Below are 15,264 nucleotides of genomic sequence, written 5' to 3' on the forward strand. Positions count from 1 at the left end.
TGCAAATATAATAGTTTCACTACAGATTACACGCTTTTACATGGATTAAAATGAAAAGAATAAAGGTAAAACCGAATATCAGTCCTGATAATAAACCCTCTTCACCCGTGTAGAAACGCTTGTCAATACTTCGTAAGGAATGGTTTCAAGTATATCGGAAAGCACCGTAATGGGCAGATGATCGCCAAATATCTCTACTGTATCCCCTTCTTTACATTCAATATCCGTAACGTCTATCATGCAGACATCCATGCAGATATTACCGACATAAGGTGCACGTTGCCCATTCACCAGACAATATGCATGACCATTGCCTAAGTGACGGTTTAGTCCGTCGGCATATCCGATAGGCAGTGCAGCAATACGTGAATCACGTGTCAGATGTCCCTTGCGACTATATCCAACCGTATCTTCTTCGGGCACCTCCCGTATTTGCAGGATGGTAGTTTTCAGTGTACTTACATTATTTATAATAGTATTATCGATCGGACTGATACCATACAAACCGATGCCCAGACGTACCATATCGAACTGTGCTCCGGGGAAACGCTCAATACCTGCCGAGTTGCAGATGTGACGGAGTATTTTATGCGGAAATGCTGCTTGCAACTGCATAGAGGCAGCTTCAAACATTTCTATTTGTCCGCGCGTAAATGCATCAAACTGAGATGCATCGCTGCCTACAAGATGAGAGAATACAGACCGTGCAATAACTGCATTCTGACTCTTCAACCGTTCTATAAGTCGTGGCATATCCTCGGGAGCAAAGCCCAGACGATGCATACCCGTATCCAGTTTTATATGAATAGGGAAGTTGGTAATGCCTTCTTTTTCCGCCTCCTTAATCAGTGCATCCAGCAAATGGAAGCTGTACACTTCCGGCTCCAGCTTATAGTCGAACATGGTCTTGAAGGCCGTCATCTCCGGATTCATAATGATAATGCTCGCCGTAATGCCTGCTTTGCGCAGTTCGGAACCTTCGTCGGCCACAGCCACAGCCAGATAATCGACATGGTGTTCCTGTAGCGTCTTGGCAATCTCATACGAACCTGCACCATACGCAGACGCTTTCACCATGCAGACCATCTTGGTTTCCGGCTTCAGTTTACTACGATAATAATTCAGATTGGCTATCATGGCTCCGAGATTCACTTCAAGAATCGTTTCGTGTACCTTCTTCTCCAGTTCTTCCGTCAAAGCATCAAAGCCAAACTGACGGGCACCTTTTATTAATATAATTTCATTTTCCAACCGTAGCTCACCACGGGAAATAGCACGCAACAATGCTTCCGTATTAGGATAGAAAGCCTTTTCAATATCAAAACGTGCAGCACACGAGGCAATCTCATTTCCAACACCGATGATGCGCTCAATGCCACGACTATTAATCAACTGCGATACCTTCCGGTAAAGCGTCGGTGCATTCTGCCCCGTTTCCAGTATATCAGAAAGAATGAGTGTACGCTTCAACCCATTGCTTTGCGAGCGACGGTAAAGGAAATCGAGCGCAATATCCAATGAAGCGAGATCACTGTTATAACTATCATTAATCAATAAGCAACCGTTTTTGCCCTCCTTTACCTCCAGGCGCATAGCCACCGGTTCCAGTGTTGTCATGCGCTCCGTAATTTTTTCGGCGGGAAGCATCAGGTAAAGACAAGCAGCCAAACAATTCAACGAGTTTTCAATAGAAGCATCATCAATGAAAGGTAGCATAAAAGTATTGTCCATTTCCAGGTAACGGTAAGAGATGACGGTACAATCTTCTTTCTTCTCCACCTTACTTATAAACAGAGGACGCTCCATATCTCTCCGGCTCCATGCTATTTCACGGGCACTGAGCATGGACTTGGCCACACAATTGCTGATAAATTCATCATCACCATTATAAATCACCACATCGCAGTTCTTAAACAGAGTCAGCTTCTCCATACATTTTTCTTGCAAAGAGAAGAAGTTTTCCTGATGAGCACCACCAATGTTAGTCAGTATGCCAATGGTTGGTTTGATAATATTCTGTAAGGCACGCATTTCCCCCATCTCCGAGATACCGGCTTCGAAGATAGCAAGCTCAGACTGTTCGTTCATCTGCCAGACAGACAGAGGCACTCCGATCTGAGAATTATAACTGCGAGGCGAACGGACAATTACCCGTTCGGGACTAAGCAACTGATGAAGCCACTCTTTCACAATAGTCTTTCCATTGCTGCCTGTGATGCCAATCACAGGAATCTGGAATTGCTCACGATGTTGCTCCGCCAATTTCTGCAAAGCTTTCAGCGGATTAGCAACTACTAAAAAGTTGAGTTGGGGTATGAGACTTGACTGCGCATCATCACGTTGTATAGAATCATCTATAATCAATTGTCCATTTTCAATTGCCTTATAAGTTTCTTTGCTTACCACAAAATTGCGAACGCCACGTGAATATAAATCAGATATATAGCGGGCACCGTCGTTGCGTTTGGTAGTTAAGGCAAAGAACAAAGTTTCTTCGGGGAAACTCAAGGAACGGCTATCGGTAAGTAACCAGTCTATAGTTGCCGGCGTGTCCCCCACACGTCGCGCACCAATGCGTTCGGCTATTGTTTCAATCGTATATGACATATTTCTTTCTCGTTTTGGAAATCTAAGTACGGGTATTTTTGGTTAAGTCGATCTATTTTTAACACAATTTGTCCTAAAAAACGCTTATACTCCTCTGACTCCGGATGGAAAGGCTTATGAGATAGCGCTTTATTGATATTTTCACTTTCCTGCATAATCTCTAACGCATCTGCCGAGAAGCAAGTCTGCACAAACTTCTCCCATACGTAGCGTACCGCCTGGGGGGACGGATGCATCATATCGTCAGCATAAAAACGATAGTCGCGAAGCTCGTCGAGCAAGAGTTCGTAAGCCGGAAAATAAGAGACATGTTCGGGAAAAGAAGCCTGCAATTGGTCGATGGCAAGCAAAAGCGTGGCTTTGCTCAATTGATTGGCATGCATTCCATCGCGTATGTGCCGTATAGGGCTGACGGTAAGAATCACTTTCAACTTCGGGTTCCGGGCAATCAGACCGGAGAAAAGGGAAGTATAGTCGGATACAATCTCCTGCACACTGAGTCGGCGACGAATAAAGACAGATTCCGGCTGCTTGTGGCAGTTTGCAACAACATGCCCCGTAGTCTTCTGTTCGTACACCCAGGATGTACCAAAAGTCAACATCAGACAATCCAGTTGATGAACGCATTCGTGTGCCGCCAACAAGCGGGCATTGATGCGCTGCAAAGTTTCCTCCATTGAAGGTGAAGAAAAATCTCCATGATGCATGGGGCTATGCCAGCATTCGCGGAAGAAAAACAAATTTTCTTCCTTATATACCTTACCTGCCACCACCTCACGCAAGGCAGCCGAAATGGACAAGGGATTATAGAGAACACCAAAAGGATTTATATCCGGATGAAATTTAGCATCCGCGAGTAAGCTCCCCATGTTGGTAGCAAAACAAGACCCCATCAACAGGAGACTATCTGCCTGTACAAGAGGTGGCAAACCGGAAGGCAACTCAACGGGAGTAAAGAAATCCATAGATTATGAAAATTAGTATTCTACATCATCATGTTCTTCCTGATCGAGAACTTCACAATTGCCATTGCCTGGATAGCTGCAAACGGCACATCCATCGGTTCATGATGCGGATTATAGCTCACCAGCTTGATGCAACCGTCTATTTCCGAACGGTTCACATATTTCACCGCCAAATATTCGTCTCCATCGATATTGAACGAAATCAGGTACATCTCACCATAAATGACATTGCTAAAGCTACTGATTTCTTTAAAGCCTACGATATCTCCTGATTTCAGAATAGGGTACATACTATCTCCACTGATATAGAGGGCGCCATCACACAAGGGAATGCTGGGAATCTGTATCTTACCTACTATATATTGACGTTTGTTGGCAAGCAGTGTTTTTAGATTGGCAGCAGCAGTGATGTCATAAAGCGCTACGCTACGGTCGCCCACCGGATCGGGTGTTTTGGGATTGTGGATTATCTCTACTTCTCCCCTTGCGTACTCACTATTGCATAATTTTGCCTGATGTACAGGACTTCCTTTTCCCAGCAATAACCAGTTGTAGTCTACGTCTTTCATTTTGCTCAACAACAACGGAAAGTCAGTACTGTTACGCGCAATCCAGTTGCTAAGTGTGGAACGCGAAACGCCCAGGTAAGCGGCCAGATCAGCATCAGTCTTAAAGTTCAGTACACGTTTGGCGCGCTTCACTATGTCCGCTACGCTAAATAAGGAATCTTTTTCTTTCTCCATTTGATTTGTGCTAATTAAGTTCCAATGCATTTCTTGTTCATAGATGCACACTTCTGCATTTCGTAAAACGCCTAAACTGAGGCTGATTGTTTTCTATACGAAAACCAAGCGATGCATTGCAGCAACAAAAGTAATCAATTTGTTTTAAAGAGACAAACAAAAAGCAAAGATAACCCATCCTCTAATCAAAGAATAGATAAGATGCGTTGATAAATCAATTCATAACCCATCCCATTAAGCACAATGATGTTTTAACAATTTGTCAAGTTTTATCAATAGCAGTAAGACACTTTGCAACTTTTTGATTATCAACATGATATTCCGGATCGTATTCAGTATACGACTGAGCCCTATTCAGTATACGACTGAATGGCATTCAGTATACGACTGAATTAGGTTCAGTATGCTACTTTTCCTTAAACATTTGCTATTTGTAAATAATATGTAATGTTATTCTGTTCTTGTTTTAGTTCATTACTTTTCCGTTTTAAATTAACTACAAGCAATAAGCGCCTTTCGGAAAATAACGCAGCCACTTGTAGCTTGTAACCCGTAGCTCGCAACTTTTCCGTTATTAAAATATAAGGTGAAATACAGATGCACGAAGGTTAAAGAAGCAAGGATTCGCATTTTTTCCCCGAAAAGGAAATGACCTTCCGTTTTCTTTTACTAATTTTGCAGTTTGTAATCCTCAGAACAGAGATGAAGACAGAGACAGCATCATATAACTTGCTAAATTCTATTTCTGACCCGGAAGACCTGCGCAAACTGAGTGTTGAGCAACTTCCGGAAATCTGCAAAGAATTGCGGCAGGACATTATAAAAGAAGTTTCGTGTAACCCGGGACACTTTGCAGCCAGTCTGGGGACGGTAGAATTGACCGTCGCCCTGCATTATGTGTTCAATACCCCCTACGACCGTATTGTGTGGGACGTGGGCCATCAAGCGTATGGTCATAAGATACTGACCGGACGCCGGGAAACATTCTCCACAAACAGGAAATTCAAAGGCATTCGTCCTTTCCCTTCTCCCGATGAAAGCGATTATGATACTTTCACCTGCGGACATGCGTCTAATTCCATTTCAGCAGCACTCGGCATGGCCGTAGCAGCAGAAGAAAAAGGAGAAAAAGATCGCCATGTGGTTGCTGTTATAGGCGACGGCAGCATGAGTGGAGGACTGGCTTTTGAAGGGTTGAATAACGCCTCGGCAAGTTCCAACAATCTTCTCATTATCCTCAATGATAATGACATGGCCATCGACCGCAGCGTAGGTGGTATGAAGCAATACTTATTCAACCTGACAACCTCGAACCGCTATAACCAACTGCGTTTCAGAATATCCAAAATGTTATTCAAAGTGGGCATTCTCAATGAAGACCGCCGGAAAGCACTCATCCGTTTCGGTAATAGTCTGAAATCGATGGCTGCCCAACAACAGAACATCTTCGAGGGAATGAATATCCGTTATTTCGGTCCCATCAACGGGCATGATGTGAAAAATATCGCCCGTATCCTGCGGGATATCAAAGACATGAAAGGACCGAAAATCCTACATTTACATACGGTCAAAGGAAAAGGATTTGAACCGGCAGAAAAGGCACCGGGTATCTGGCACGCACCGGGTAAGTTTGATCCTGAAACCGGCGAACGCTTTACGGCAGACACTCACAACCTGCCCCCACTCTATCAGGATGTGTTCGGTGAAACCCTTGTGGAACTTGCCGGACAGAACCCACGCATTGTCGGTGTCACTCCCGCCATGCCTACAGGATGCTCCATGAACATGCTGATGCAGGCAATGCCCGACCGTGCCTTCGACGTAGGAATTGCCGAAGGACATGCTGCCACCTTCTCAGGAGGTATGGCCAAAGAAGGAATGCAACCGTTCTGTAACATCTATTCCTCATTTATGCAACGTGCCTATGACAACGTCATTCACGACATAGCCATACTCAAATTACCCGTTGTACTTTGCCTGGATCGTGCCGGACTGGTAGGCGAAGACGGCCCAACGCACCACGGTGTGTTCGACTTAGCTTATTTCCGCCCCATTCCCAATCTAACTATATCATCACCCATGAACGAGCATGAACTGCGTCACCTCATGTACACGGCACAGTTGCCGGATAAAGGACCGTTCGTCATCCGCTATCCTCGCGGACGCGGTGTGCTGATAGACTGGAAATGCCCATTGGAAGAAATACCCGTCGGCAAGGGACGCAAACTAAAGGATGGCAAAGACCTTGCTATACTCACACTTGGTCCGATAGGCAATATCGCCGCAAAAGCCATCGAACGGGCAGAAAAAGAAAAAGACATTTCAATAGCACATTATGATCTGCGTTTCCTTAAGCCACTGGACGAGGAAATGCTGCATGAAATAGGACACTCATTTTCCCGCATCATCACCATTGAAGATGGCATACGGAAAGGCGGCATGGGTAGTGCCGTCCTGGAATTTATGGCCGACAATGGATATACCCCACACGTACAACGCATAGGTGTGCCGGATACGTTTATAGAACATGGAACAGTACAAGAGTTGTATCACTTGTGTGGTATGGATGAAAAAGGGATATTAGAAAGTATAATAAGAGAGCGATGAAAATTATTATTGCCGGTGCCGGCGCAGTAGGCACACACTTGGCAAAATTGTTGTCCCGCGAAAAGCAGGACATCATATTGATGGACGACAATGAGGAAAGGTTGAGCACACTCAGTTCCAACTTTGACTTGATGACGGTCACGGCTTCACCTACTTCCATTCAAGGGTTGAAAGAAGTGGGGGCTAAAGAGGCAGATCTCTTTATAGCCGTCACTCCCGACGAGAGCCGTAACATGACTGCATGTATGTTGGCTACCAACCTCGGTGCTAAAAAGACTGTTGCCCGCATTGATAATTACGAATACCTTCTGCCAAAAAATAAGGAGTTCTTCAAGAAGCTGGGTGTCGATTCACTGATTTACCCGGAAATGCTTGCAGCAAAAGAAATCGTATCCTCCATACGTATGAGTTGGGTACGCCAATGGTGGGAGTTTTGTGGCGGGTCTTTGATACTGATCGGTACCAAAATGCGTGAGAAAGCGGAAATACTGGATATTCCTCTCCACCAACTCGCCGGGACGGATAAACCCTATCATGTAGTAGCCATCAAACGCGGCAACGAGACACTTATTCCGCGTGGTGACGATGTAATTAAACTACATGATATTGTTTATTTCACCACCACCCGTAAATATGTACCCTATATACGCAAGATAGCCGGTAAGGAAGATTATGCCGATGTACGCAACGTAATGATCATGGGTGGAAGCCGCATTGCCGTACGAACCGCACAATATGTACCCGACTATATGCAGGTAAAGATCATAGACAACGATCTGAACCGTTGCAACCGCCTGACGGAGATTCTCGATGATAAAGTCATGATTATCAATGGTGATGGTCGTGATATGGACTTACTGATTGAAGAAGGTCTGAAGAATACGGAAGCTTTCGTAGCACTGACGGACAACTCGGAAACGAATATTCTCTCCTGCCTTGCAGCCAAACGTATGGGCGTCAGCAAAACAGTGGCAGAAGTAGAAAATATAGATTATATAGGCATGGCAGAAAGCCTCGATATCGGTACAGTGATCAACAAGAAGATGATCACCGCCAGCCACATTTATCAAATGATGCTGGATGCTGATGTCAGCAATGTGAAATGTCTTACTTTTGCCAATGCCGATGTTGCGGAATTCACCGTGAAGGCCGATTCTAAAATCACCAAACATCAAGTTAAAGACCTCGGTTTACCAAAGGGAGCTACCATCGGCGGATTAATCCGCCAAGGTGAAGGTGTGGTAGTAACCGGTAATACCCAGATAATACCGGGCGACCACGTAGTAGTGTTCTGCCTGAATATGATGATTAAAAAGATTGAGAAATTCTTTAATTAATTATGAATGATAAATTATGAATGATGAATTAGCTGCGCCACACGCTTTGCTACAAAGTCCGTTCATAATTCATAATTCATAATCTATAATTCATAATTCATAATTTAATTACGTGATTAATTTCAAGACAGTCATACGGATTATTGGTATTCTCTTGTTGCTTGAAACAGTGATGCTGCTTGCCTGTTCCGGTGTTTCGTTCTATTATCAGGACGAAGCATTGGTGGATTTCTGGGTATCGGCAGGTATCACGGCAGGCGCGGGATTACTTCTGGCAGCCATGGGCAAGGGAGGAGATCGCCAACTGACACGCAGGGACGGATATGTACTCGTCAGCTTTGCGTGGATAGCATTTTCACTTTTCGGCATGCTGCCATTTTATATCAGCGGATATATACCGAGCATCACCAACGCTTTCTTTGAAACAATGTCCGGCTTTAGCAGTACGGGTGCTACCATATTGGATGACATAGAGTCATTGCCCCACGGACTCCTCTTCTGGCGCAGTATGACCCAATGGATAGGCGGTTTGGGGATTATCATGTTTACCATTGCCATCCTTCCGATATTCGGTGTCAGTGGTTTGCAGGTATTTGCAGCCGAAGCCAGCGGACCGACACACGATAAAGTACATCCGCGTATAGGCATTACCGCCAAATGGATTTGGAGTATCTATGCAGGTATTACTGGTATTCTCGTTGTTTTACTGATGATGGGCGGAATGGATTGGTTCGACAGTGTTTGTCATGCATTTGCCACTACCGGCACAGGTGGTTTCTCAACCAAACAAGCCAGTGTAGCCTACTATCAATCTCCCTATATTGAATATGTAATATCCATCTTCATGTTTATATCCGGCATCAACTTTACATTGTTGCTGCTCTTCGTCAACCGGAAATTCAAGAAAGTTATCCACGATGCCGAGTTGAAATGGTATTTCTGGTCAGTTATAATATTCACCGGTTTAATTACAGTCATACTTTACTATTCCAATTCAATAGGAATGGAAGATGCCTTCCGTAAATCACTGTTCCAGGTTATCTCGCTGCACACCTCTACCGGGTTTGCCACAGATGACTACATGTTATGGCCTGCCGTAACATGGGGATTGCTAACCATTGTCATGCTGATGGGTGCCTGTGCAGGAAGCACGACAGGTGGTCTCAAATGTATCCGCATGGTTATTCTCGGCAAAGTAGCGCGTAATGAATTCAAACATATTCTCCATCCGAATGCAGTGTTACCGGTCAGGATTAACAAGCAGGTTATTTCACCCTCCGTACAATCTACCGTACTGGCATTCTGTTTTATATATGCAGTTATCATTATCATCAGTGTACTGATTATGATGGGACTGGGTATCGGTTTTGTAGAATCTGTGGGTTGCGTAGTTTCCAGTATCGGTAATATGGGTCCCGGATTGGGTGAAACAGGCCCTGCCTTTTCATGGAATGCATTGCCTGATGTAGCAAAGTGGTTATTATCTTTCCTCATGCTTCTGGGGCGTCTGGAATTATTCACCGTATTGCTGCTTTTTACCCCGGAATTCTGGAGAAGAAGTTGATATAAGGCAAAAAAGTGCTAAAAATAAAGTACTTTGCCATCTCTATATAACAAAATAGCCAATATTTGTTATACATTTGCAGCCGAATGAAAAAAGTAGTTGTATGAGACAGTGCATAAAATACTTCATGATAGTCTTGCTCGGCGTATTATTATACGACGGTGCCGCACAGGCGGCAGGTATATCATGCACTTTCATACGCAATGATGAAGAACGTTGCATCTTATCTCAGGCTCCTACTGCCCACAAACAAGATATCCGTAGCATATTATATGACCACTTCTCGTCTATACCTTTATATATGGACAATGTGGACAGTACGCAAGTACCCGGTAACAAGAGTGTCTTGCTATTGCTGAATTATTTTCGAATGTGCTGGCTATCCGATTCTTCGATCGGTGATTCGCCTCTACATACTTCTTTCTATCCTGTACCCGACCCGCTTTCTTACTATGTATTCGGGCTGAGAAAGATTATTATTTGATAAAAAGTCAGGTAGGCCCTATCGCTTACCAAGGTCCGTTGAAGGCAATTCAGAGGTATTGCCCAGTTCGACCAACTATCCTATTATATACATCTAAAAGTTAATTAGATTTATGAACTTTACTTTGTTAGTAGTCGTCTTGCTGACGGCAATTGCTTTCGTGGGTATTGTTATCGCATTGTCAAAAGCGATATCACCCCGTTCGTACAATCCACAGAAGATGGAAGCGTACGAGTGCGGTATCCCTACCCGTGGTAAATCATGGATGCAATTCCGGGTAGGTTACTATCTGTTTGCCATCCTGTTTTTGATGTTTGATGTGGAAACAGTATTCCTGTTCCCATGGGCTGTTATCGCCCGTGACCTGGGAATAGCAGGATTACTCAGTATCTTATTTTTCTTACTTATCCTTGTATTGGGACTTGCCTACGCATGGCGGAAAGGAGCATTGGAATGGAAATAAAGAAAAAGCCCAAAATAAAATCTATCCCGTATGAAGAATTTACGGATAATGAAACATTGGAGAAACTCGTTCGCGAACTTAATGCCGGAGGTGCAAACGTCGCCCTCGGAGTATTGGACGATTTCATCAACTGGGGACGCAGTAATTCACTGTGGCCACTTACGTTTGCAACAAGCTGTTGCGGTATCGAGTTCATGGCACTGGGTGCCGCGCGCTATGACATGGCGCGCTTCGGATTTGAAGTAGCCCGTGCCAGTCCGCGACAGGCAGATATGATTATGGTATGCGGAACCATTACTAATAAGATGGCACCTGTACTAAAACGCTTGTACGACCAGATGCCAGACCCGAAATATGTGGTTGCCGTAGGTGGATGTGCCGTCAGTGGCGGGCCATTTAAGAAGTCGTACCATGTAGTAAATGGAGTAGATAAGGTTCTACCGGTGGATGTGTACATCCCGGGATGTCCTCCCCGTCCGGAAGCATTCTATTATGGTATGATGCAATTGCAGCGCAAAGTGAAAATTGAAAAATTCTTCGGTGGAGTAAACAGAAAAGAGCCCAAACCGAAAGAGGAGACAGAAAAATAATCAAAATATGGATAATATACGATTTATAAAACCTGCGGACTTACATGCTGAAATGCTCCGTCTGTACCGCGAAGAGCAGATGGACTTCCTGAAGTGCCTTAGCGGTATGGACTGGGGAGAACCCGCCGATGGAGATGCACCGGATGCTCCACGCGGACTGGGTGTTGTCTACCTGCTGGAATCCACCGCTACCGGTAAACAAGCAGCAGTACGTACTGCTACTTTGGACCGCAAGAATCCTGAATTACCCAGTGTCAGCGACATTTGGAAAGCAGCGGATTTCAATGAACGTGAAGTATATGACTTCTATGGTATTGTCTTCATAGGACACCCTGATATGCGTCGTCTCTACCTGCGTAATGACTGGGTAGGCCACCCGATGCGTAAGGATAACGATCCGGAAAAGGACAACCCATTGCGCATGGACAATGAAGAAACTATCGATACCACTGTCGAGTTAAAACTGAACCCGGATGGTACCGTGAGAAATAAAGAACTGGTGCTCTTTGGTGACGAGGAATACGTTGTGAACATCGGTCCCCAACACCCGGCTACGCATGGTGTAATGCGTTTCCGTGTATCACTGGAAGGTGAAACCATCGATAAGATAGATGCTAACTGTGGTTACATCCACCGGGGTATTGAAAAAATGTGCGAAAGCCTTACTTATCCCCAAACGTTGGCATTGACCGACCGTCTGGATTATCTGGGTGCACACCAGAATCGCCATGCCCTGTGTATGTGTATTGAACAGGCAATGGGTATAGAAGTGAGTGACCGTGTGAAGTACATCCGCACCATTATGGATGAATTACAACGTATCGACTCTCACTTGCTGTTCTATTCCTGTCTGGCAATGGACCTCGGTGCCCTTACCGCTTTCTTCTATGGTTTCCGTGATCGTGAAAAAATACTCGACATCTTTGAGGAAACTTGTGGTGGACGCCTCATCATGAACTACAACACTATCGGTGGCGTACAGGCTGACTTGCATCCTAACTTCCAGAAACGAGTGAAAGAGTTCATCCCCTATCTGCGTGGAATCATCCACGAATATCACCAGGTATTCACCGGTAACATTATCGCACAACAACGTCTGAAAGGCGTAGGAGTGCTGAGCCGTGAAGATGCTATCGCTTTCGGAGCCACAGGCGGCACAGGACGTGCCAGCGGCTGGGCTTGTGATGTGCGCAAGCGCCAACCTTATGGAGTATACGACAAAGTGGATTTCAAAGAAATCGTCTATACCGAAGGAGACTCCTGGGCACGCTACATGGTTCGTATGGATGAAATCATGGAAAGTATGAATATCCTTGAGCAACTCATCGACAACATTCCCGAAGGTCCGTATCAGGAAAAGATGAAACCTATTATCCGCGTACCGGAAGGGCAGTATTATGCTGCTGTAGAGGGAAGCCGCGGTGAGTTTGGCGTCTTCCTGGAGAGTCATGGTGACAAAACTCCGTACCGCTTGCATTTCCGTTCAACGGGATTACCATTGGTAAGTACCGTAGACACCATCTGCCGCGGATCGAAGATTGCCGACCTGATAGCTATCGGGGGAACACTGGATTACGTAGTGCCGGATATTGACAGGTAATTAATGATGAACGATTAGTGATTAGTGATGAGCGAACTACGCTGTCACATCGCAAGATACTAATCACTGATCACTAACAACTAATAACTAAATAACGTGTTTGACTTTAGTATAGTAACCAACTGGATACACCAGACGCTGACTTCCATCATGCCGGAAGGTCTGGCAATATTCCTCGAATGTGTAGTGATAGGCGTGTGCATCATCCTGATGTATGCCGTGCTCGCCATCATTCTTATTTATATGGAGCGCAAGATATGCGCCTTCTTCCAATGCCGCCTCGGTCCGAACCGTGTGGGTAAATGGGGTAGCATCCAAGTCATTTGTGACGTATTGAAGATGCTGACCAAAGAGATATTCACCCCCAAGGATGCTGACCGCTTTCTCTATAATCTGGCACCGTTCATGGTGATCATTGCTTCGTTCCTGACCTTTGCATGCCTGCCTATTAATAAAGGTATGGAAGTACTGAACTTCAATGTAGGTGTATTCTTCCTGCTGGCTGCGTCCAGTATAGGTGTAATAGGTATTCTATTGGCAGGATGGGGTTCGAACAATAAGTTCTCACTCATCGGTGCCATGCGAAGCGGCGCACAGATTATCTCATATGAATTGTCTGTAGGACTAAGTATACTGACCATGGTAGTACTGATGGGAACAATGCAGTTCTCTGAAATTGTAGAAGGCCAAGCAGATGGATGGTTCATCTTCAAAGGACACATACCTGCAGTAATTGCATTCGTTATCTATCTGATAGCCGGAAACGCAGAATGTAACCGCGGTCCGTTCGACTTACCGGAAGCAGAAAGTGAATTGACGGCAGGATACCACACCGAATACAGCGGTATGCACTTCGGTTTCTTCTACCTGGCCGAATATCTGAACCTGTTTATCGTAGCCAGTGTAGCTGCTACCATCTTCCTGGGTGGCTGGATGCCATTCCATATCGTAGGACTGGACGGCTTCAATGCTATAATGGATTATATTCCGGGCTTCATCTGGTTCTTTGGTAAAGCTTTCTTTGTAGTATTCCTACTGATGTGGATTAAGTGGACATTCCCCCGCCTGCGTATCGACCAGATATTGGCACTGGAATGGAAGTACCTGGTACCGATTTCAATGCTGAACCTGATCATCATGGTACTGATTGTTGTATTTAAACTGCACTTCTAACCGGCGTAGCGCCGGAGCAAAGTTTCCCTTCGGGTAAATTAAATATAAAGAGATAATGAAAGATAAGAACGAAACATACAGTTATTTAGGCGGATTGATGCATGGCATCGGTTCTTTGCTAACAGGTATGAAAACTACCATGACTGTTTTTTGCCGCCGGAAAGTAACGGAACAATATCCGGAAAACCGTGCGACACTGGAAATGTTCGACCGTTTTCGCGGAACGCTGACCATGCCCCACAATGAGCGGAACGAACATCACTGTATAGCATGTGGACTATGTCAGATAGCATGCCCCAATGACACTATCAAAGTAACCAGTGAAATGATAGAGACTGAGGACGGCAAGAAAAAGAAGATTTTGGCGAAGTATGAATACGATCTCGGTTCATGCATGTTTTGCCAACTTTGCGTTACAGCTTGTCCGCACGATGCAATTACGTTTGCTACAGACTTTGAACATGCAGTATTCGACCGCACAAAGCTGGTGAAGACGCTTAATCATCCGGGCAGTCACGTAATAAAAAAATGATTAACGATTAGTGATAAGTGATTAGTGCCATGCGGCATATACCAATCACTTATCAATAAACACTAAAACATTAAATCAAATGGAAATAACCCTTGAAACCGTAGTATTCTACTTTCTGGCAGTGTTCATCACCGTGTGTTCTATTCTCACAGTGACTACACGCCGCATGGTACGCTCGGCAACGTATCTGCTGTTTACGCTTTTCGGCACAGCAGGCATCTACTTCCTGTTAGGTTACACCTTCCTGGGATCAGTACAAATCATGGTTTATGCCGGCGGTATTGTGGTACTCTACGTCTTCTCCATCCTGCTAACCAGTGGCGAAGGAGACCGTACCATCGACAAATTGAAACGTAGCAAACTGGTGGCCGGTCTGGGAGCAACCGTAGGCGGAGCCATCATCGTACTGTTCATCACACTGAAACATAAGTTTATAGTAACCACCGATCTTGTACCATTGGAAATCAATATCAAGACTATCGGACATTCTATGTTGAGTAGTGATAAATATGGTTATCTGCTTCCTTTCGAGGCAATCAGCATCCTGTTGCTGGCATGTATCGTAGGTGGCTTGGTGATTGCACGTAAACGATAAAAAC

At 44.9% G+C, this 15,264-nt stretch carries 13 protein-coding genes; 10 read left to right on the forward strand and 3 right to left on the reverse strand.

Annotated features, from left to right (window positions below; translation table 11 throughout):
- Positions 1–78: 78 nt before the first annotated feature.
- The 3 genes from DWW10_RS18980 to DWW10_RS18990 are packed head-to-tail and all read right to left on the reverse strand — an operon-like array spanning position 79 to position 4,315.
- Positions 79–2,607 carry a bifunctional UDP-N-acetylmuramoyl-tripeptide:D-alanyl-D-alanine ligase/alanine racemase gene (locus tag DWW10_RS18980; protein ID WP_118221928.1) on the reverse strand — a complete coding sequence of 843 codons (2,529 nt, stop codon included), beginning with the start codon at positions 2,605–2,607 and terminating at the stop codon, positions 79–81.
- Positions 2,583–3,572, reverse strand: coding sequence for a GSCFA domain-containing protein (locus tag DWW10_RS18985; protein WP_118422091.1), 990 nt, complete (start codon positions 3,570–3,572; stop codon positions 2,583–2,585). The genes DWW10_RS18980 and DWW10_RS18985 overlap by 25 nt, the downstream gene beginning before the upstream one ends.
- A gap of 20 nt (positions 3,573–3,592) precedes the next feature.
- Positions 3,593–4,315 (reverse strand): helix-turn-helix domain-containing protein, encoded by a 723-nt coding sequence (locus DWW10_RS18990; RefSeq protein ID WP_022392888.1) that lies wholly within the window; start codon positions 4,313–4,315, stop codon positions 3,593–3,595.
- Positions 4,316–5,017: 702 nt separating this feature from the next.
- Here DWW10_RS18990 and dxs point away from each other — a divergent pair.
- From dxs to DWW10_RS19040, 10 genes are all read left to right on the forward strand, one after another.
- Positions 5,018–6,922 carry a 1-deoxy-D-xylulose-5-phosphate synthase gene (dxs, locus tag DWW10_RS18995; RefSeq protein WP_022392889.1) on the forward strand — a complete coding sequence of 635 codons (1,905 nt, stop codon included), beginning with the start codon at positions 5,018–5,020 and terminating at the stop codon, positions 6,920–6,922.
- Complete coding sequence (gene trkA, locus DWW10_RS19000) at positions 6,919–8,259, forward strand: Trk system potassium transporter TrkA (protein ID WP_007666955.1); 1,341 nt, start codon at positions 6,919–6,921, stop codon at positions 8,257–8,259. The genes dxs and trkA overlap by 4 nt, the downstream gene beginning before the upstream one ends.
- Before the next feature lie 112 nt (positions 8,260–8,371).
- Positions 8,372–9,823, forward strand: coding sequence for a TrkH family potassium uptake protein (locus DWW10_RS19005; RefSeq protein WP_022392890.1), 1,452 nt, complete (start codon positions 8,372–8,374; stop codon positions 9,821–9,823).
- A gap of 103 nt (positions 9,824–9,926) precedes the next feature.
- Positions 9,927–10,307: a hypothetical protein gene (locus DWW10_RS19010; protein ID WP_182021471.1), complete on the forward strand. Its 381-nt coding sequence runs from the start codon at positions 9,927–9,929 to the stop codon at positions 10,305–10,307.
- A 112-nt stretch (positions 10,308–10,419) separates the two neighbouring features.
- Positions 10,420–10,770: an NADH-quinone oxidoreductase subunit A gene (locus tag DWW10_RS19015; RefSeq protein WP_007666958.1), complete on the forward strand. Its 351-nt coding sequence runs from the start codon at positions 10,420–10,422 to the stop codon at positions 10,768–10,770.
- Complete coding sequence (locus DWW10_RS19020; protein ID WP_009131728.1) at positions 10,761–11,360, forward strand: NADH-quinone oxidoreductase subunit B; 600 nt, start codon at positions 10,761–10,763, stop codon at positions 11,358–11,360. The genes DWW10_RS19015 and DWW10_RS19020 overlap by 10 nt, the downstream gene beginning before the upstream one ends.
- Positions 11,361–11,367: 7 nt before the next feature.
- Positions 11,368–12,960 carry an NADH-quinone oxidoreductase subunit D gene (locus DWW10_RS19025; protein WP_022392893.1) on the forward strand — a complete coding sequence of 531 codons (1,593 nt, stop codon included), beginning with the start codon at positions 11,368–11,370 and terminating at the stop codon, positions 12,958–12,960.
- A gap of 96 nt (positions 12,961–13,056) precedes the next feature.
- Positions 13,057–14,133, forward strand: a complete 1,077-nt coding sequence (gene nuoH / locus DWW10_RS19030; protein WP_022392894.1) for an NADH-quinone oxidoreductase subunit NuoH — start codon at positions 13,057–13,059, stop codon at positions 14,131–14,133.
- Positions 14,134–14,188: 55 nt separating this feature from the next.
- On the forward strand, positions 14,189–14,665 hold the full coding sequence (locus tag DWW10_RS19035; RefSeq protein ID WP_022392895.1) for a 4Fe-4S binding protein: 477 nt from the start codon (positions 14,189–14,191) through the stop codon (positions 14,663–14,665).
- A gap of 79 nt (positions 14,666–14,744) precedes the next feature.
- Positions 14,745–15,260, forward strand: a complete 516-nt coding sequence (locus tag DWW10_RS19040) for an NADH-quinone oxidoreductase subunit J family protein (RefSeq protein WP_022392896.1) — start codon at positions 14,745–14,747, stop codon at positions 15,258–15,260.
- The last annotated feature ends 4 nt before the right edge of the window (positions 15,261–15,264 follow it).

Source organism: Bacteroides intestinalis, assembly GCF_003464595.1.
Taxonomy (GTDB): domain Bacteria; phylum Bacteroidota; class Bacteroidia; order Bacteroidales; family Bacteroidaceae; genus Bacteroides; species Bacteroides intestinalis_A.